This is a genomic window from Bradyrhizobium sp. 87, from assembly GCF_023073015.1.
Taxonomy (GTDB): domain Bacteria; phylum Pseudomonadota; class Alphaproteobacteria; order Rhizobiales; family Xanthobacteraceae; genus Bradyrhizobium; species Bradyrhizobium canariense_D.
The window spans coordinates 86,782-103,008 of the sequence record NZ_JADPIQ010000048.1; the positions used below are offsets into that span (position 1 = coordinate 86,782).

At 63.6% G+C, this 16,227-nt stretch carries 19 protein-coding genes; 10 read left to right on the plus strand and 9 right to left on the minus strand.

Annotated features, from left to right (window positions below; all coding sequences use genetic code 11):
- Positions 1-50 precede the first annotated feature (50 nt).
- Entirely contained in the window at positions 51-1,457 is a 1,407-nt protein-coding gene (gene leuC, locus IVB50_RS09985) for a 3-isopropylmalate dehydratase large subunit (protein ID WP_026233880.1), read from the plus strand.
- Between the two features lie 95 nt (positions 1,458-1,552).
- Complete coding sequence (locus IVB50_RS09990) at positions 1,553-1,762, plus strand: hypothetical protein (protein WP_018459800.1); 210 nt, start codon at positions 1,553-1,555, stop codon at positions 1,760-1,762.
- Between the two features lie 53 nt (positions 1,763-1,815).
- Here the strand turns inward: IVB50_RS09990 and IVB50_RS09995 are convergent, their stop codons facing one another.
- The 3 genes from IVB50_RS09995 to IVB50_RS10005 all read right to left on the minus strand — a co-directional run bounded on the left by IVB50_RS09995 (position 1,816) and on the right by IVB50_RS10005 (position 3,135).
- Positions 1,816-2,376, minus strand: coding sequence for a hypothetical protein (locus IVB50_RS09995; RefSeq protein ID WP_026233879.1), 561 nt, complete (start codon positions 2,374-2,376; stop codon positions 1,816-1,818).
- Positions 2,377-2,535: 159 nt separating this feature from the next.
- Positions 2,536-2,796 carry a hypothetical protein gene (locus IVB50_RS10000; RefSeq protein WP_026233878.1) on the minus strand — a complete coding sequence of 87 codons (261 nt, stop codon included), beginning with the start codon at positions 2,794-2,796 and terminating at the stop codon, positions 2,536-2,538.
- A 57-nt stretch (positions 2,797-2,853) separates the two neighbouring features.
- Entirely contained in the window at positions 2,854-3,135 is a 282-nt protein-coding gene (locus tag IVB50_RS10005; protein WP_018459797.1) for a hypothetical protein, read from the minus strand.
- Positions 3,136-3,289: 154 nt separating this feature from the next.
- Here IVB50_RS10005 and IVB50_RS10010 point away from each other — a divergent pair, with 154 nt between their 5' ends.
- The 4 genes from IVB50_RS10010 to IVB50_RS10025 all read left to right on the plus strand — a co-directional run bounded on the left by IVB50_RS10010 (position 3,290) and on the right by IVB50_RS10025 (position 5,970).
- Positions 3,290-3,691, plus strand: a complete 402-nt coding sequence (locus IVB50_RS10010) for a metallopeptidase family protein (protein WP_026233877.1) — start codon at positions 3,290-3,292, stop codon at positions 3,689-3,691.
- A 106-nt stretch (positions 3,692-3,797) separates the two neighbouring features.
- Positions 3,798-4,403 (plus strand): 3-isopropylmalate dehydratase small subunit, encoded by a 606-nt coding sequence (leuD, locus tag IVB50_RS10015; RefSeq protein ID WP_018459795.1) that lies wholly within the window; start codon positions 3,798-3,800, stop codon positions 4,401-4,403.
- Between the two features lie 136 nt (positions 4,404-4,539).
- On the plus strand, positions 4,540-5,325 hold the full coding sequence (locus tag IVB50_RS10020) for a hypothetical protein (protein WP_018459794.1): 786 nt from the start codon (positions 4,540-4,542) through the stop codon (positions 5,323-5,325).
- A 225-nt stretch (positions 5,326-5,550) separates the two neighbouring features.
- A complete protein-coding gene (locus IVB50_RS10025) occupies positions 5,551-5,970 on the plus strand; it encodes a hypothetical protein (RefSeq protein ID WP_026233876.1) in 420 nt (139 codons plus the stop codon).
- Between the two features lie 51 nt (positions 5,971-6,021).
- Here the strand turns inward: IVB50_RS10025 and IVB50_RS10030 are convergent, their stop codons facing one another.
- The gene (locus tag IVB50_RS10030) at positions 6,022-7,716 is read right to left on the minus strand and encodes a caspase family protein (protein WP_247295776.1); all 1,695 of its coding nucleotides are present in this window, start codon (positions 7,714-7,716) and stop codon (positions 6,022-6,024) included.
- 108 nt (positions 7,717-7,824) lie between these two features.
- Positions 7,825-8,706 (minus strand): CoA ester lyase, encoded by an 882-nt coding sequence (locus IVB50_RS10035; RefSeq protein ID WP_247295778.1) that lies wholly within the window; start codon positions 8,704-8,706, stop codon positions 7,825-7,827.
- A gap of 110 nt (positions 8,707-8,816) precedes the next feature.
- Between IVB50_RS10035 and IVB50_RS10040 the strand changes: the two genes are divergently transcribed.
- Positions 8,817-9,461, plus strand: coding sequence for a carbonic anhydrase (locus tag IVB50_RS10040; RefSeq protein ID WP_018459791.1), 645 nt, complete (start codon positions 8,817-8,819; stop codon positions 9,459-9,461).
- Positions 9,462-9,576: 115 nt separating this feature from the next.
- On the opposite strand, the gene IVB50_RS10045 is transcribed toward IVB50_RS10040, so the two are convergent.
- Positions 9,577-10,611 carry an aspartate-semialdehyde dehydrogenase gene (locus tag IVB50_RS10045; protein ID WP_018459790.1) on the minus strand — a complete coding sequence of 345 codons (1,035 nt, stop codon included), beginning with the start codon at positions 10,609-10,611 and terminating at the stop codon, positions 9,577-9,579.
- 116 nt (positions 10,612-10,727) lie between these two features.
- Between IVB50_RS10045 and IVB50_RS10050 the strand changes: the two genes are divergently transcribed.
- Positions 10,728-11,516: a hypothetical protein gene (locus IVB50_RS10050; protein ID WP_018459789.1), complete on the plus strand. Its 789-nt coding sequence runs from the start codon at positions 10,728-10,730 to the stop codon at positions 11,514-11,516.
- Between the two features lie 156 nt (positions 11,517-11,672).
- A complete protein-coding gene (locus IVB50_RS10055) occupies positions 11,673-12,059 on the plus strand; it encodes a hypothetical protein (RefSeq protein ID WP_018459788.1) in 387 nt (128 codons plus the stop codon).
- A gap of 148 nt (positions 12,060-12,207) precedes the next feature.
- Here the strand turns inward: IVB50_RS10055 and leuB are convergent, their stop codons facing one another.
- Positions 12,208-13,320: a 3-isopropylmalate dehydrogenase gene (leuB, locus tag IVB50_RS10060; RefSeq protein WP_018459787.1), complete on the minus strand. Its 1,113-nt coding sequence runs from the start codon at positions 13,318-13,320 to the stop codon at positions 12,208-12,210.
- A 132-nt stretch (positions 13,321-13,452) separates the two neighbouring features.
- Here leuB and IVB50_RS10065 point away from each other — a divergent pair, with 132 nt between their 5' ends.
- Positions 13,453-14,643 (plus strand): YbfB/YjiJ family MFS transporter, encoded by a 1,191-nt coding sequence (locus IVB50_RS10065; protein ID WP_018459786.1) that lies wholly within the window; start codon positions 13,453-13,455, stop codon positions 14,641-14,643.
- A 138-nt stretch (positions 14,644-14,781) separates the two neighbouring features.
- On the opposite strand, the gene IVB50_RS10070 is transcribed toward IVB50_RS10065, so the two are convergent.
- Both IVB50_RS10070 and IVB50_RS10075 read right to left on the minus strand, forming a co-directional pair.
- Positions 14,782-15,564: a molybdopterin-dependent oxidoreductase gene (locus IVB50_RS10070; RefSeq protein ID WP_247295780.1), complete on the minus strand. Its 783-nt coding sequence runs from the start codon at positions 15,562-15,564 to the stop codon at positions 14,782-14,784.
- A gap of 14 nt (positions 15,565-15,578) precedes the next feature.
- Positions 15,579-16,208 (minus strand): cytochrome b/b6 domain-containing protein, encoded by a 630-nt coding sequence (locus IVB50_RS10075; protein WP_247295782.1) that lies wholly within the window; start codon positions 16,206-16,208, stop codon positions 15,579-15,581.
- Between the last annotated feature and the right edge of the window lie 19 nt (positions 16,209-16,227).

The window sequence follows — 16,227 nt, forward strand, 5'->3', positions numbered from 1 at the left end:
CGCGCTATCCGCGCAACCCGCTCTACACAACATTCCTGGAGCTGACGCTCATGTCCAAGCCGACCACATTGTACGACAAGATCTGGAACGACCATCTGGTGCACGAAGCCGAGGACGGCACCTGCCTGCTCTATATCGATCGCCATCTGGTGCACGAGGTCACTTCACCGCAGGCGTTCGAAGGCTTGCGCGCCACCGGACGCAAGGTGCGCGCGCCGGAGAAGACGCTGGCCGTCGTCGACCACAACGTGCCGACCACCGACCGCACCAAGCCGAACCCCGACCCTGAAAGCATCGAGCAGATCAAGGCACTGGCCGACAACGCCCGGGAATTCGGCATCGAATATTACGACGAGTTCGACAAGCGTCAGGGCGTCGTCCATGTCATCGGCCCCGAGCAGGGCTTTACGCTGCCCGGCACCACCATCGTCTGCGGTGACAGCCACACCTCGACGCATGGTGCGTTCGGCGCGCTCGCGCACGGCATCGGCACGTCGGAAGTCGAACATGTGCTGGCGACGCAGACGCTGATCCAGAAGAAGGCGAAGAACATGCGCGTCACTGTCGACGGCAAATTGCCGGATGGCGTGACGGGCAAGGACATCATCCTCGCCATCATCGGCGAGATCGGCACCGCGGGCGGTACCGGCTACGTGCTCGAATACGCCGGCGACGCGATCCGTGCGCTCAGCATGGAAGGCCGCATGACGGTCTGCAACATGTCGATCGAAGGCGGTGCACGCGCCGGACTGGTCGCGCCGGACCAGAAGGCGTTCGACTTCCTGCGCGGCCGCCCGAAGGCACCGAAGGGCGCCGACTGGGACGCGGCGATGCGTTACTGGGAGAAGCTGCGCTCGGACGAGGGCGCGCATTTCGACCACGAGCTGCGGCTCGATGCCGCGAAGCTGCCGCCGATCGTGACCTGGGGCACGAGCCCTGAAGACGTGATCTCGGTCACCGGCAGCGTGCCCGATCCCGACAAGATCGCGGACGAGGCCAAGCGCCTGTCGAAGCACCGCGCGCTGAAATACATGGGCCTGACCGCGGGGACGAAGATCACCGACATCAAGCTCGACCGCATCTTCATCGGCTCCTGCACCAACGGCCGGATCGAGGATCTGCGCGCCGCCGCCAAGATCGCGGAAGGCAAGCAGGTCGCAGGCGGCGTCAACGCCATGGTCGTGCCGGGCTCCGGCCTCGTGAAGGAGCAGGCCGAGGCTGAAGGTCTGGACAAGATCTTCATCAAGGCCGGCTTCGAATGGCGCGAGCCCGGTTGCTCGATGTGCCTCGCGATGAACCCCGACAAGCTGGCTCCGGAAGAGCGCTGCGCCTCGACCTCGAACCGCAACTTCGAGGGCCGCCAGGGCTTCAAGGGCCGCACCCATCTGGTGTCGCCGGCGATGGCCGCAGCCGCTGCGATCGCGGGTCACTTCGTCGACATTAGGGAGTGGCGGTAAGCTGCTCCCTGCAATTTGAGTGATTGCGGCAAACCGCCGTTAATCGGCAGCGCCGACACTGTGTCCTCGCGAGCGTTTCGCGAGGACACCAGCTCATGGCCAGCAAGCCTGAATATGTCGATCTGATCAGCGCGGCGACGCCCCAGCACCGGCGGCGCGCGGCACCGCTGCGCATGGTCGCCAAGCCCGAGGTCGAGGAGGCCTCGAAGCTCAGCCGCTGGCCGCCGGCGATGTTCAAGCAATGGAAGCTGGAGAACCTCACGCGCTGGACGTCGGCGACGTGGAAACTGAAGGATTGGCTTTAGGCCACCGGATGAACAAGGGCGCCGTCGAGGCGCCCTTTTCATTTCGGTCGTGCTTACCAATAGCGATACGGATGGTGCCAGCGATGCCAGCGGCAGACGCGGCGCGGGCCGTAATAGGTCCAGATGACCCGGCAGCGGCGCGGATGGCTGTAATAGGGATAGTAGCCGCCATAGTAGCGCCGGTGGAAATGGCGATGGCCGTAATAGGCGGGACGATAGATGCCGTAGCGATGGAATCCGCCTCCGCCATAGTGGCGAACTCCGCCGTAACGATAGCCGCCGCCATGAAAGGCGGGTGCGGCCCGGAAGCCACCAGCGTGGAAACCACCGCCGCGGAAGCCACCGATATGTCCTCCGCCACCGTGGAAGCCGCCTCCACCGTGGAAACCGCCGCCGCCATGAAAGCCGCCGCCATGTCCACCACCACCGCCGCCGCCGTGGCGAACCTGGATCATGTCGTCACTTGCGGCCTTCGCCGCAGGCAACGCGGTCGGATTGACTGGTGTCATCGCTTCAGCGCGGCGCGTCGTGCCGGCCGACAACATCAGCGTCGCGGCGGCCGCAATTCCGAGCAAGCGCATCCGGCTTGCCTTGAGACCCAATATCCTCAGCATCGACTTCTCCCTGAATCTGGACAGCGGAGTTGCGACGCTCGCTCCCGGCTCGCGTCATCCGTGTTCATTGGCGGTCGCTCCCGAGATTAAATTACGGACAGCGACGTGAACCCATCATGAATGAACGGCATTCCGCGGAAGCGCCTGCAGGCTAGTGCATCACCGCCACGGTCCATAGCCGAACACGAATGGCGCCGGCACGGCATAGGGATAGGGGCGGTAGAAGACCGGCCGCGCGTAATAATGCGGATCAGGACGCGGAGCGTAATGCATGATGTCGGGCCGCACATGTCGCCCTCCGTCGAACGCCGCGCGCCCTGCCGAGGCATCCGGCAGCTTCGTCACCCTATGCGCTGCAAAAGCGTGAGGCAGGCCTGCGGCAAGTCCGGCAGCGACGGCCAACGCGATCCATCTCATCATGACGGCCTCTGCCTGCAACATGGCGCTTCATCGGCGCGCGACGGCATCGCGCTCGTATCAGCCCCGGCGCCAGTAGCAGCTCATATGCGGCACGATCACCGTGCCGCTCGGGCGATATTCCTGCACATAGGTGGCGTTGCACTCGCGGACCGCATCGGGACCGGGATTGTAGCGGGGATAGACGCCATCCGGACTGTAATAGGGCGTGACGCGCAGGCGCGCCGGGGTCCGCTTGCGCGGCGGCGGCAGATCGTCTCGCGAGGCCGCTTGGGCCAGCCTGATCCCGGGAGCCGCGGTCTGGGCCTCCGCGCCAACGCAAAACTGCGAAAACAACCCCATGCACAGTAGCGTCAGCGCTGTTTTCGCTCGCATTTTTCTGCCCACCTGAACGTCCACTTCGAGGCCTACGCTCCCCGTTTTGACGGCGCTCGTCAACCTCGCCGCGCTTATAAAGCCGGATGCATCGCCGCGAAACCCACGCTATGAGAAGCCCATGTGGACGGAATTGAAAGCGCCCTCGCTGGCCGAGATGGAAGCGATGGCGCATGAAGTGTTCGAACGCCTGCCGGCGGAGTTTCGTAGGCTGTGCGAGGGCGTGATCATCCGCGTCGACGACTTCCCCACCGAGGAAGTCCTGGACGAGATGGCATGCGAGAGCGAGTTCGACCTGCTCGGCCTGTTCCAGGGCGTCGGCCTGCCGCAGCAGAGTTTTGCCGACGTGGCGCGGCTGCCCAACATGGTCTGGCTCTACCGCCGGCCGATCCTGGATTACTGGGCCGAGCACGACGAAAGCCTCGGCCATATCGTTCGCCACGTCCTGATCCACGAGATTGGCCATCATTTCGGCCTGTCGGACGACGATATGTCCGCGATCGAGGCTCAAGAGCCGGGTTGAGCAGAGAGCCCGGTTAGGCAGACGAGATCTGCCGAATTCGGCCTAGGATTTCCGCCCCGATCGCGATAAATACCGGTTCCCTAGACCATCCCGGGAAAGCGCAACCATGGACAAGTTCACCACGCTGGAAGGCGTCGCGGCGCCGCTGAAGATCATCAATGTCGACACCGACATGATCATTCCGAAGCAGTACCTCAAGACCATCAAGCGCACCGGCCTTGGCAAGGGGCTCTTCTCCGAGCAGCGCTACAAGGACGACGGCAGCGAGAACCCCGATTTCGTCCTCAACCAGCCCGCCTATCGCAACGCGAAGGTGCTGGTCGCCGGCGACAATTTCGGCTGCGGCTCGAGCCGCGAGCACGCGCCCTGGGCGCTGCTCGACTTCGGCATCCGCTGCGTGATCTCGACCTCGTTCGGCGACATCTTCTACAACAACTGCTTCAAGAACGGCATTCTGCCGATCCGCGTGGCCCAGGAAGACCTCGACAAGCTGTTCGACGACGCCGAGCGCGGCGCCAACGCGACGCTGACGATCGACCTGCCGAACCAGGAGATCCGCGGTCCCGACGGCGGCAAGGTCAAGTTCGAGATCGACCCGTTCCGCAAGCACTGCCTGATCAACGGCCTCGACGACATCGGCCTGACGATGGAGAAGAAGGCCTCGATCGACACCTATGAGGACAAGCTAAAGCGCGAACGCGCCTGGGCCTGATCTCAAGTTTTTGTTCAAGCCCCGGTGCTACAAGCGCCGGGGCTTTTTCTTTGTTCTGATTATCCCGTATCTTTCGAGCATGATCTTGTCGGAAAACCGCTGCACACTTTTCCGGATCATGCTCTAAGCTCCGCGCATGCTGCCCGACATCGTCACCTTCTGGCACGGCCCGATGGACGCCTTGCGCCAGACCTGTCTGCGCTCGCAGCTGGCTGCCGGCCACAAGGTCACGGTCTACAGTTTTGACACCATTCCCGGCCTGCCCGCAGGCGTCGAGAATGCCGATGCCGAAGCTATCCTGCCACATGCGTTCTCCGAACGATTGCGACCGCCGCAGCCGGACGGCAGCTGGCGCGACTGGACCACGCTTCAGTTCAGCGACTTCTTCCGCATGAAGCTGATGGCGAAGGACCTCGGCCTCTGGCTCGACGCCGACGTGCTGCTGCTCAGGCCCGTCGAGATCGATCCGGCAAAGCCCTATTTCGCGTGGGAGCGGCCGCGCCAGCTCGGCAACTCCGTGATTTACCTTCCACCTGAACACGGCATCGTTGCCGCTTTCGAAGAGCTGATGGAGCAGGAGGAGCTGACGCCGAACTGGCTGTCGCTGCGCCATCGCGTCACGTTTGCGATGCGCCGCCTGCGCGGCGGCTCGAACCGCCTCTCCGACATCCGCGTCGCGATCTTCGGGCCGGCGGCACTCACCGCGCTCGCGCGCCGCACCGGCGAGCTGCACTGCGCCTTGCCGAAGCAATCGTTCTACGCCGTGCATGCCGAGCCAAAACTGTTCTTCGATCCCTCGAGCTATCTCGGCCTCGTCACCGACCGCGACATCATCGGCCTGCATATCTCGCCCAAGGGCCGCGGCGGTGAGAAGCCGATCCCGGGCAGCCTGTATGCGTGGGCGGCGGAGCGGTTCGCATAATTTTCTCCGCTGTGCGGCGCTCTCGCGCCCGGACGCAGCGCAGCGCGAAGCGGTGCGTTGCTGAGCCGGGGCCCAGCGATGCGGCGAGATGGCTCCGGCTCTGCGAGCAGCGCTTCACGCTGCAGCGCGTCCGGGACACGAGAGCTGTATTTGATCCAGCGCAACGCGCACCTGCACCATTGTGCCTAATCTCGCTCCAATTCCGTCGTTCGAATGGAGCTTCGCATGAGCACCGCAACCAGGCCTTATCCCATTGTCCAGGACCTCATCGAGTCCTTTGCAAGCTGGCTGAAGCATCGCCGCGAGCTGAACGAGATCCGGCAGCTCGACCGCGCCGATTTCGACCGGATCGCGCAAGACCTGCGGATCGCGCCTGACGATCTGGAAGATCTGGTCCGTCACGGCAAGCACGCCGCCGACGAGCTGCCGAAGATGCTGGAGCAGCTCGGCATCAGTGCCGAAGGGCTCGGCCGCGCGCATCCGCTGCTGCTGCGCGACATGGAGCGGGTGTGCGCGCTTTGCAGCCACAAGGGCCAGTGCGATCGCGAGCTGGCCGACGGCACCGCCGCGGAGAACTATCACGGCTTCTGCGCCAATGCCTCGACACTGGAGTCGCTCGACCGTGCGGATCACGCGCATCGCTAAGGCGTTGCCCTTATCAAAGGATTAGTTTAGCGGCAGGATGTCCCGCCGGTGCTAGATCACGCCCGTACGGGCACAAGCCTCGCGCCGGGCAAATCCTTTGACGAGTTTTCTGCAAGCACGATAGCGCTCTTCCATGCTCGTCCCACTGACATTGCCTGACGGGCTCGGTTCGGCCGCGCTTTCCTTTTTGGCGGCACGAGGCTGCGAGGTTTTCTCGCGCTTGCTTGAAGCATCCTCCGGCGCTGGCACGAGCTTCCAGACAGGGCGGAGCTCTATGTTCGCCTTCTCAGTTGGATTTTCCTTGTTGACGGACGACAGCGTAAGGACGTTCTTGTCCATCCTGACGGTGACGGGTGTTCCGCTGATGGAAAATTTGTCGTTCACAATGTATTCGGCAAACGACCGGTACCCCGCCTCATCCTTCACCCACGATGCCTTTGTCGGCGGTCCCCAGAGGTAGTGTCCCTTGGCTAACCCGGTGGCAGAGACTTCCGTAACGATCAGCATGGCATACCGTCCTTTGCCATTCGTCCATCCACGTTTGTTGGACCACACGCCGACAAATCTGGAGTTAGCATTGAGCGGATCATTCTGATCAGGCGATATAGCGTAGCTTGGCAGTTTGAGTTGCTGAGCTGCCGCGATGGCTGCAACTTTCTGGTTATCTTCGGGCGCAAATAGATTTCGGACGACGGTTTTTGCGTCCGGTTTCGGAGGGGCAGCTGGGGATGAGAGCACCGCAACTTCGTTGGCCTTGAAATTCTTCACCCGCTGGCGCGCTTCTGCGGCGTGGCTGCTGCGGGGGTACCTGGTCAGAAACTCCTCGTAGAGGCCTGCCACCGTGGACGTCTGGATAGCCAGCCAAAACTTCTCGTCCTCCGCGGCATCTGCAGGCGCGGGAGCCGACGCGACTGGCGCTTGAGCGCTCGCCACCGGAGCTCTCAGGTAAATCTCTTCCTTCGACAAAGAGCCGTATACGAAAGGCTGCTGCTCGCGTCTGGTGGCCGCCATCACGTCGTCACGAACACGACGAAACAGAAACGATATCTCCAGCCCCGGCGTTTCAATGTGGCGAAGGAGCGATGCCGTGAATGGGCTGTTCCGGCCATCCCCGTCGCTTGCCGTAGTACCGTCCCGGGCGGCGTACGCAATCAGAACGTTATCGGATGGCTCCGTCGGAGCGAGTCCGCGAGCCACGGCCCGGGTGCTCAGCGAGCGTCTCATCTTTGCGGCAAAAGGATTGTTGCGGCATGCGTCCAGTATCACAAGGCCCAACTTTCGTGCCTTCGAAACCTGAAGGCTCACCGAGCGCAGGCTGATGGCCTCGCTTTCGATGTCGGTATCGCTGCGCAGCTCTGCGCCGACCGGAATCAGCCAGTTCTCGCCGCTGACCTCCATGCCGTGTCCGGCATAGAAAACGACCGCAAGGTCTGCTCCCTCCGCAGAGCGGCCGAACTCGACGACAGACTTCCTCATCTCTTGCGCAGTCGCGTTCTTGACCTGGGTGACTTTGAAGTCGAGCCGCTCCAGCGCGCGGCCGATGTCGGCCGCATCGCGCGTCGGGTTCGGCAACTCGGCTACCTTCTCATAGGCGCCGTTACCGATGACGAGCGCAACCCGAACCTGCTGCGCAAGCGCCGGCGTGGCGAATGGAAATGACGTAACGAGAAGGACTGCTAGGAAAAAAATGCGCATCAAATGCTTGCCCGGATCAATATCGAGCGTGAGGGTAGCATTGTCTTTCACCACCGCAACGGGAAAAGCCGGGATCGTGGTCGTTCAGAGAACCGCGGCTCCCCGAGCATACCGGTAACCGCGTCAATGTTCGTTCGGCTTGAGCGCAACCGCCTGCCCTCAGCCCTTCCCCATCGCCGCAATCGCGTCCGCGATCTCGATCGTGCGCCGCGCCATGTCGGCGTGCAGCCGCTCCACCATGGCGCCGTCGAGACGGATCGCGCCGCGCGAGACGTTCTCCGGCAGCTCGAACGCGGCGATGACCTTTCGCGCGCGCGCGACTTCCTCCTCCGGCGGGGTGAAGATCGCGTTGCAGGCTTCGATCTGCGAGGGGTGAATCAGCGTCTTGCCGTCGAAACCGAGATCGCGGCCTTGCGCGCATTCGGTGGCGAAACCATCGGAGTTGGCGATGTCGCTATAGGGGCCGTCGAGGATTTCGAGGCCATGGGCGCGCGTCGCCAGGATGCAATGGGAGATCATCGGGATCATCGCCGCGCGGCCCGGCAGCATCTTGATGCGCGTCTCGCGCGAGATGTCGTTGGGCCCGAACACGAAGCCTGACAGGCGCCGCGCTGGATCGCGCCCGGCGGCAGCGAGTTCTTCGGCATGCAGTACCGCGCGCGCGGTCTCGATCATGGCCCAGACCTTTACGGTCGGCGCCGCGCCGAGTTCGGCGAGACGGCGGCCGATCGTGTCGAGCTCCTCCACGCGTGAAACCTTTGGAACCAGGATGCCGTCGGGCGAGGCATTCGCCGCCATCGCGACATCGTCGGCCCACCAGGGCGTGTCGAGGCCGTTGGTCCGGATCAGGATCTCGCGCTTGCCGAACCCTTTGGCCGCGATCGCGGCCGCGATGCCATCGCGTGCCACTGCCTTGGCATCGGGCGCGACGGAGTCTTCCAGGTCGAGGATCAGGCCGTCGGCGGCGAGATTGCGCGCCTTTTCCAGCGCGCGGGGGTTGGAGCCGGGCATGAACAGATGGCTGCGGCGCGGGCGGGTCATGCAAGCGTTCCTTCCGGTTTCCTCATCTCATTCCGACCGAAGCCGATAGCATCTGGCCTGCCTATTCGAAAGGCTTGTTCGTCCCAGCGGTATATGATTAGGCATAGGCCATGACCACATTCCCAGAGCATTTGCTGGAAGGCTACAAGGCCTTCGCCACCCAGCGGCTGCCGACCGAGCAGACCCGCTACCGCGAGCTGTCGGTGAAGGGGCAGTTCCCTGAAGTGATGGTGATCGGCTGCTGCGACAGCCGCGTCTCGCCCGAAGTGATCTTCGACGTCGGGCCGGGCGAACTCTTCGTCGTCCGCAACATCGCCAATCTGGTGCCGGTGTATCAGCCCGACGGCAACGCGCATGGCGTCTCGGCGGCGCTGGAATATGCCGTGACGGTGCTGAAGGTGAAGCACATCGTGGTGCTCGGGCACGCCCAGTGCGGCGGCATCCGCGCCTTCGTCGACAAGATCGAGCCGCTCACGCCGGGCGACTTCATCGGCAAATGGATGCAGATGTTCATCAAGCCGGGCGAAGTGGTGGAGCAGCGCGACCACGAGACCATGGCGCAATTCGTCGAGCGCATCGAGAAGGCCGCGGTGTTCCGCAGCCTGGAAAACCTGATGACCTTCCCGTTCGTGCAGAAGGCGGTCGAGAGCGGCCAGATGCAGACCCACGGCGCCTATTTCGGCGTCGCGGAGGGATCACTGTTCGTGCTGGACAAGGCGGCGAAGGAATTCAGGAACGCGCGCGAGATGGCGTAGGTCCGCAGCTCTTGTGGGGTGGGCAAAGCGAAGCGTGCTCACCACTTTTCTAGCAATTGTGGAAAGATGGTGGGCACGGCGCTTCGCGTCTTTGCCCACCCTACGGCAGCACGGCTTACGCCGCCTTCTTCTTCGCGCTGATCAGCTTGCGGTTGATCAGGACTTCCGCGATCTGGATCGCGTTGAGCGCGGCGCCCTTGCGTAGATTATCCGAGACGCACCACAGCACGAGACCGTTCTCCACCGTCGCGTCCTCGCGGATACGGCTGATATAGGTGGCGTCCTCGCCGGCGGCTTCATACGGCGTGGCGTAGCCGCCGGGCTCATGCTTGTCGATGACGAGACAACCCGGCGCCTTGCGCAGGATGTCGCGTGCTTCGTCCGCGCTGATCGGGTTCTCGAACTCGATGTTGACGGCCTCGGAATGGCCGACGAAAACTGGCACGCGCACGCAGGTCGCGGAGAGCTTGATCTTGGGATCAAGAATCTTCTTGGTCTCCGCCATCATCTTCCACTCTTCCTTGGTGTAGCCGTCCTCCATGAAGACGTCGATCTGGGGGATGACGTTGAAGGCGATGCGCGCCGGAAACTTGTTATTGATCAGCTCCTGGTTGGTGTAGACGGCCTTGGTCTGCGAGAACAGTTCGTCCATCGCGTCCTTGCCGGCGCCCGACACCGATTGATAGGTCGAGACCACGACGCGCTTGATCGTCGCCTTGTCGTGCAGGGGCTTGAGCGCGACCACGAGCTGCGCGGTCGAGCAGTTCGGGTTGGCGATGATGTTCTTCTTCTTGAAGCCCGCAGTCGCGTCCGCATTCACTTCCGGCACGATCAACGGCACGTCCGGGTCCATGCGCCAGGCCGAGGAATTGTCGATCACGACCGTGCCGGCGGCGCCGATCTTCGGCGACCATTCCTTCGACACCTCTCCGCCGGCCGACATCAGGCAGATGTCGACGTCGGAGAAGTCGTAATGCTCCAGCGCTTTGACCTTCAGCGTGCGGTCGCCGTAGGAGACCTCGACGCCCATGCTGCGGCGTGACGCCAGGGCCACCACCTCGTCCGCAGGGAATTTGCGCTCGTCGAGGATGTTGAGCATTTCCCGTCCGACATTGCCGGTCGCGCCGACGACTGCGACTTTGTAACCCATCGTTCACTCTCCGACGAAAAAGCTCTTTCCTGAAGCTGAGGCTTAAACAGGAAGAGCAGCGCTTCTATGCGAGAACCGGCCTCAAGACAACGTTGGACCATGCCTTAGGGACGTGGATGCACTCGCCCGAGGCCAGCACGGCCGCAAACCCCACCCAGATCCATCTGGCGCTTGCAGCCTTCGCCGACGAGGTCGTCGGCACGCTGGCGCGCCTGTTCGCCTATGTGGGGATTTTGGTACTGTTTGCCATCCTCGGCCTTGCCGCACTCGGCCAGCTGCCCAACTTGCGCGACGATGATCCGGCGCTGAAGCCCGATTGGAGCGTGGCCGACCGGTCGCCTCCGGCCTTCGCCCTTAGCCGGCTCGATTCGTCAGAAAAAACAGCTTCTTACGCGATCTTCAGGCATCCCGAAGGCGGCCGCAGGGACGTGATGCGCTGGGCCAGCGAGGCAGACAGGACCGTGGCCGAGCTCGAGATTTACCGGGAAGGCGGCGAATTCGACGTGACGCGTCCAGCAACAATGGATCTGGCCGTCCGGATGGGACTGGGCACCGCGACCCCGCTGGAGCAAGCCGGCCTGATCGACACGAAATTCGGCCCCGTCGCCCTATTCCAGCCGACCGGTCCGGCGGAGGGCGCGCGGGCCTGCCTCGGCTACCTCAAGCGCAGCGAGGAGCCGGCGCTCCAGATCTCCGGATTCTCCTGCCAGGGCGACAGCCTGCCTGCGCGGCGCGCCGCGATCGCCTGCACGCTGAACCGGCTAACGCTGCTGACCTCGGGCAACGAGCCGAAGCTGGCCGAATTGTTCGCCCATGCGGAGCTGAAGCGCCGCCCCTGCGCGCCCCCGGGCGCGTCGGACTGGCTGCTCGGCGCCGCCAATGCGCAGTTGCGCGGCGCGCTCTGATCGGCATCAAGCTCAAGTGGCTGTATCCATGCAACTTTTGCCGGCGCGCACGATTATTCAGCGCTGGTGTGACCCAATAGACCTAGTTGCAGCCGCCCCGGCCGGGTTAGTATGAGCGTGAAATTGATTGGCGGCTTGCCGCCTGAAGGGGACGTGATGAGCTCGAATTTCTCTGCCGCGAACAAACTGGCGATGTGGCTTACGGCCGGCGCCGTGATTGCCATGTCCTCAGCCTTCGCGACACCCGCCTCGGCCGACACCAAGAAGCAGCGCTATGACAGCGGCCGTCACTATTACGGCCCGAGCGGCCCCAATTCGAGCTATCAGCAGGGCCGCACCCGCATCTATGTGAGCAAGCGCTCCTGGCTCGACGGCGGCACCGAGGTCAATCCGGGCGACCGCAAGTTCTCCGACTACGCCTTCCCGCCGGCGGTAGGCTATCCGACCTTCGCGCGCGAAAATCTCAACCGCCCGATCGATCGCCAGCCGCTGAGCACGCCGCAGGATGTTGGCGGCTATCCGCAGAATTTCCCGCTGTACTGAGGCGGACATATCGACCGAATCAAATGGCCGGGCTCGCGCCCGGCCATTTTTGTTTGTCGTGTAGCCCGGATGGAGCGAAGCGCAATCCGGGATTTTCGACACGCGGGAAGAACGCCGGATTTCGCTTCGCTCCATCCGGGCTACGGCTCTAAGCGTGCAGCTTCTGCAATTCCTTCAAGATCGCTTCGCCCATCTGCGTGGTCGAGGCGGCAGTGGTGCCTTCCGACTTGATGTCGGCGGTGCGCAGGCCGCTGGCCAGCACCGCGGCGATCGCGGCGTCGACCTTGTCGGCGAGCGCGCCCATGTCGAAGGAGTAGCGCAGCGCCATGCCGAAGGACGAGATCATCGCGATCGGATTGGCGAGGCCCTGGCCTGCGATATCAGGCGCCGAGCCGTGCACGGGCTCGTACAGCGCCTTGCGCTTCTTGCTCTTGACGTCGACCTCGCCGAGCGAGGCCGAGGGCAGCATGCCGAGCGATCCCGTCAACATCGCAGCAATGTCGGACAGCATGTCGCCGAACAGATTGTCGGTGACGATGACGTCGAACTGCTTCGGCCATTTCACCAGCATCATGCCGCCGGAATCGGCGAGCTGATGCTCGAGCGTGACGTCGGGATATTCGCGCTTGTGGACCTGGGTCATGACCTCATTCCAGAGCACGCCCGACTTCATGACGTTGCGCTTCTCCATCGACGTCACCTTGTTCTTGCGCTTCTTCGCAAGCTCGAAGGCGACGCGGCCGATGCGCTCGATCTCATAGGTGTCGTAGACCTGGGTATCGATGGCGCGCTTCTGGCCGTTGCCGAGATCGGTGATGGTCTTGGGCTCGCCGAAATAGACGCCGCCGGTGAGTTCGCGCACGATCATGATGTCGAGGCCCTCGACCGCCTCGCGCTTCAGGCTGGAGGCCTCCGCCAGCGCCGGGTAGCAGACCGCGGGACGGAGGTTGGCGAACAGACCGAGATCCTTGCGCAGGCGCAGTAGGCCGGCTTCGGGGCGCACCTCGTAGGGCACCGCGTCCCATTTGGGACCGCCGACCGCACCGAAGATGATGGCGTCGGCCTCCTTGGCCTTGGCCATGTCGCCTTCCGAGATCGACACCTTGTGTGCGTCATAGGCCGAACCGCCAACGAGGCCGGTGTCGGTCTCGAACTTGGCGATCCCCGCCGAACTGAGCCAGTCGATCAGCCGCTTCACCTCGCCCATCACCTCGGGGCCGATACCGTCGCCGGGAAGCAGCAGCAGTTTGTGGGTCGCCATGGTCGTTTCCTCTGAGGTCGATTTCGGCCGGAGTGCTAGAGCGGCGTTGCGTGCTTGGCAAGACACCATTGCCGCTTCGGTTCTGTGCAACGCGGGCAGGGCCTGCCACACTGCGCATGCCGGAGTACCCATTTGCACGCCCCTGAACGTCCCCCGCCCGACGCCCATCCCGCGCGGCTGATCCTGACCCTGTCGCTGGCTGCGACGGTTGGGCTGGGTATCGGCCGCTTCGCCTATTCGCTGGTGCTGCCCGACATGCGGGAGGACCTCGGCTGGTCCTACTCGGCGGCCGGTTTCATGAACACCATCAACGCCGTCGGCTACCTCGCGGGCGCGCTTGTGGCATCCCGGTTGATCGAACGGGTCGGCTGGTCGGCCGCGATCCGTGGCGGAACCCTGGCCTGCGTCGCCGCGCTTGCGACTTGCGCGCTGACCGGGAACTTCGTTGCGCTGAGCCTGGCCCGTCTCGTGCTGGGCGTTGGCGCCGCGGCCGGTTTCGTCGCCGGCGGCGCGCTGGCCGCTTCCATTGCGCAGTCGCGCCCGGAGCGGGCCAATTTCCTGCTGAGCCTGTTCTATGCCGGACCCGGCATCGGCATTCTCGCCTCGGGCCTGATCGCCCCGTTCACGCTGCAATATTTCGGGCCGGGCTCGTGGTGGATCGTGTGGTGGGCGATGACGCTGCTGTCTGTCGTCATGACCGTGCCGCTGTTCCTGGTCCGCATCGAGAGCGGCGTGCGTTTCTCGCAAGGCGGCCACGGCGCCTTCGCCATTTTTCCGGTGCTGATCTACCTCGCCGGCTACTTCCTGTTTGGCGCGGGTTACATCGCCTACATGACCTTCATGATCGCCTATGTGCGCGACGGCGGCGGCGGGGCCGCAGCGCAGGCCGCGTTCTGGAGCCTGATTGGCTTGAGCGCCTTCGTCACGCCGTGGGCCTGGCGCCGCGTGCTCGCGCTCGATCGCGGTGGTCTTGCCACCGCCATCATCCTCGGCACCAACGCGCTCGGCGCCGCCCTGCCGATGCTCGGGCATTCGCCGGCATGGCTCGCGGTCTCGGCGATCGTGTTCGGCGTCGCCTTCTTCGCCGTAGTCGGCTCGACCACCGCCTTCGTGCGCTTCAACTATCCGCCCGAGGTGTGGCCGACCGCGATCGCGGCGATGACGATCTCGTTCGGCGTCGGCCAGACGCTGGGCCCGATCGTGGTCGGCGCGATCACGGACGCGCTGGGGAGCTTGAGTTACGCGCTGAATGTGTCGGCGGCGCTGCTGGCGCTGGGCGCGGTTGCCGCGCTGTGCCAGCGGAAAGTGGAGCCGGCCTCATAACAAGTGTCGTCCCGGCGAAGGCCGGGACCCATAACCACAGGGAGCATTTTGGGGAAGACTGGTCGTTCGGGATTGGCATCTAGCGAAAATCGATAGACCTCGCGGTATGGGTCCCGGCCTTCGCCGGGACGACAACAGCTAGCTTCCGCTGAACGAATTGTACCCCTGGTCTTCCCAATAGCCGCCCTTGTAGTCGTTGGTGACTTCCATCGACACCACGTATTTCGGGTTCTTGAAGCCGAGCTTGGTCGGCACGCGGATCTTCATCGGGAAGCCGTAGGCGCGCGGCAGGATTTCGCCCGCATATTTGAACGTCATCTGGGTCTGCGGATGCAGCGCGGTGCGCATGTCGAGCGGAGAATTGTAGCCGTCCTTGTCGGCGCACTGGAACCAGACATACTTTGCGCGGGTGTCGGCGCCGATCAGCTTAAGGAAGTCGCGCATGGGTGTACCGGTCCAGCTGCCGATCGCGCTCCAGCCCTCGACGCAGATGTGACGGGTGATCTGCGTAGCCTGCGGCAGCTTGTACAGCTCGGGAAGCGTCCACGACTTCTTGTTCTCGACGAGACCGCGGACTTCGAGCTTCCAGTCGGCACCGTCGACATCGGGCGCGTCGTCGAGATCGTAATAGGCGTTGAACGGAAACGGTTTTGTGATCGCGCTCTCGGGAAACGTCGGCGCCAGCGCGCCGGGATTGAAGATGAAATCCTGCACGGCATCGTTGAATTTCGAAACCGACTTCAGCATCTCCTCCGCGGAGGACGAGTCGATCACGTCGCAGCCGGTGAGCAGCGTCAGCGCCCCGAGGCTTGCGCCGCCCGCGATGAAGCGGCGGCGGCTGACCTCTGGCATCGTCTTGATGGAATCCTTGATCAGCAGCCGCTTGTCGACGCCCGGGATCAGGAATGAGCGCTTCGCCATGACTCTCTCTCCACTCAACGGCCGATGATCATCGCGCGCAGGCTCTTCGGCACCAGCAGCGCGAGTAAAACATGAATGACCAGGAAGGCGCAGATCGCGGCCATGCAGAAGAAATGGATGTAGCGCGCGGTCGGATAGTCGCCGAACAGGGACACGAGCCAGTGCAGTTGCACCGGTTTCCACATTCCCAGCCCCGACAGCACGATGATCACGCCGATCAATATGATGCCGGCATAGAGCACGCGCTGGACGTAATTGTAGACGGAGAGATCGGCATGGCCGAGCTTGAAGGTCAGCGCAGCCCTGACGTCGTGGAGCACGCCGGATGGGGTGATCGGCAGCAGTTTTTTCCGGAAGCGGCCGGTGGCAAGGCCGGTGACGAGATAGGCAAGGCCGTTGATCATCAACAGCCACATCGCCGCAAAGTGCCAGAGCAGGCCGCCACCGAGCCAGCCGCCGAGCGTGTACTCGCGCGGAAAGCTGAAACCGAACAGCGGCGAGGCGTTGTAGATCTGCCAACCCGACAGGATCATCAGGATCATGGCGAAAGCGTTGATCCAGTGCATGACCCGGACCCGGGCCGGCTGGATCACTTTGGCCGGGGTGGCGCTGACCTGCTCGTCGGTGACTGTGAGGCTCGACATGGCGGTTCCGTCCTGAACA

Coding starts and splice junctions, on each gene's coding strand:
- leuC (WP_026233880.1), top strand. CDS start 51: ATGTCCAAGCCGACCACATTGTACGACAAGATCTGGAACGACCATCTG.
- IVB50_RS09990 (WP_018459800.1), top strand. CDS start 1,553: ATGGCCAGCAAGCCTGAATATGTCGATCTGATCAGCGCGGCGACGCCC.
- IVB50_RS09995 (WP_026233879.1), bottom strand. CDS start 2,376: ATGCTGAGGATATTGGGTCTCAAGGCAAGCCGGATGCGCTTGCTCGGA.
- IVB50_RS10000 (WP_026233878.1), bottom strand. CDS start 2,796: ATGATGAGATGGATCGCGTTGGCCGTCGCTGCCGGACTTGCCGCAGGC.
- IVB50_RS10005 (WP_018459797.1), bottom strand. CDS start 3,135: ATGGGGTTGTTTTCGCAGTTTTGCGTTGGCGCGGAGGCCCAGACCGCG.
- IVB50_RS10010 (WP_026233877.1), top strand. CDS start 3,290: ATGTGGACGGAATTGAAAGCGCCCTCGCTGGCCGAGATGGAAGCGATG.
- leuD (WP_018459795.1), top strand. CDS start 3,798: ATGGACAAGTTCACCACGCTGGAAGGCGTCGCGGCGCCGCTGAAGATC.
- IVB50_RS10020 (WP_018459794.1), top strand. CDS start 4,540: ATGCTGCCCGACATCGTCACCTTCTGGCACGGCCCGATGGACGCCTTG.
- IVB50_RS10025 (WP_026233876.1), top strand. CDS start 5,551: ATGAGCACCGCAACCAGGCCTTATCCCATTGTCCAGGACCTCATCGAG.
- IVB50_RS10035 (WP_247295778.1), bottom strand. CDS start 8,706: ATGACCCGCCCGCGCCGCAGCCATCTGTTCATGCCCGGCTCCAACCCC.
- IVB50_RS10040 (WP_018459791.1), top strand. CDS start 8,817: ATGACCACATTCCCAGAGCATTTGCTGGAAGGCTACAAGGCCTTCGCC.
- IVB50_RS10045 (WP_018459790.1), bottom strand. CDS start 10,611: ATGGGTTACAAAGTCGCAGTCGTCGGCGCGACCGGCAATGTCGGACGG.
- IVB50_RS10050 (WP_018459789.1), top strand. CDS start 10,728: ATGCACTCGCCCGAGGCCAGCACGGCCGCAAACCCCACCCAGATCCAT.
- IVB50_RS10055 (WP_018459788.1), top strand. CDS start 11,673: ATGAGCTCGAATTTCTCTGCCGCGAACAAACTGGCGATGTGGCTTACG.
- leuB (WP_018459787.1), bottom strand. CDS start 13,320: ATGGCGACCCACAAACTGCTGCTGCTTCCCGGCGACGGTATCGGCCCC.
- IVB50_RS10070 (WP_247295780.1), bottom strand. CDS start 15,564: ATGGCGAAGCGCTCATTCCTGATCCCGGGCGTCGACAAGCGGCTGCTG.
- IVB50_RS10075 (WP_247295782.1), bottom strand. CDS start 16,208: ATGTCGAGCCTCACAGTCACCGACGAGCAGGTCAGCGCCACCCCGGCC.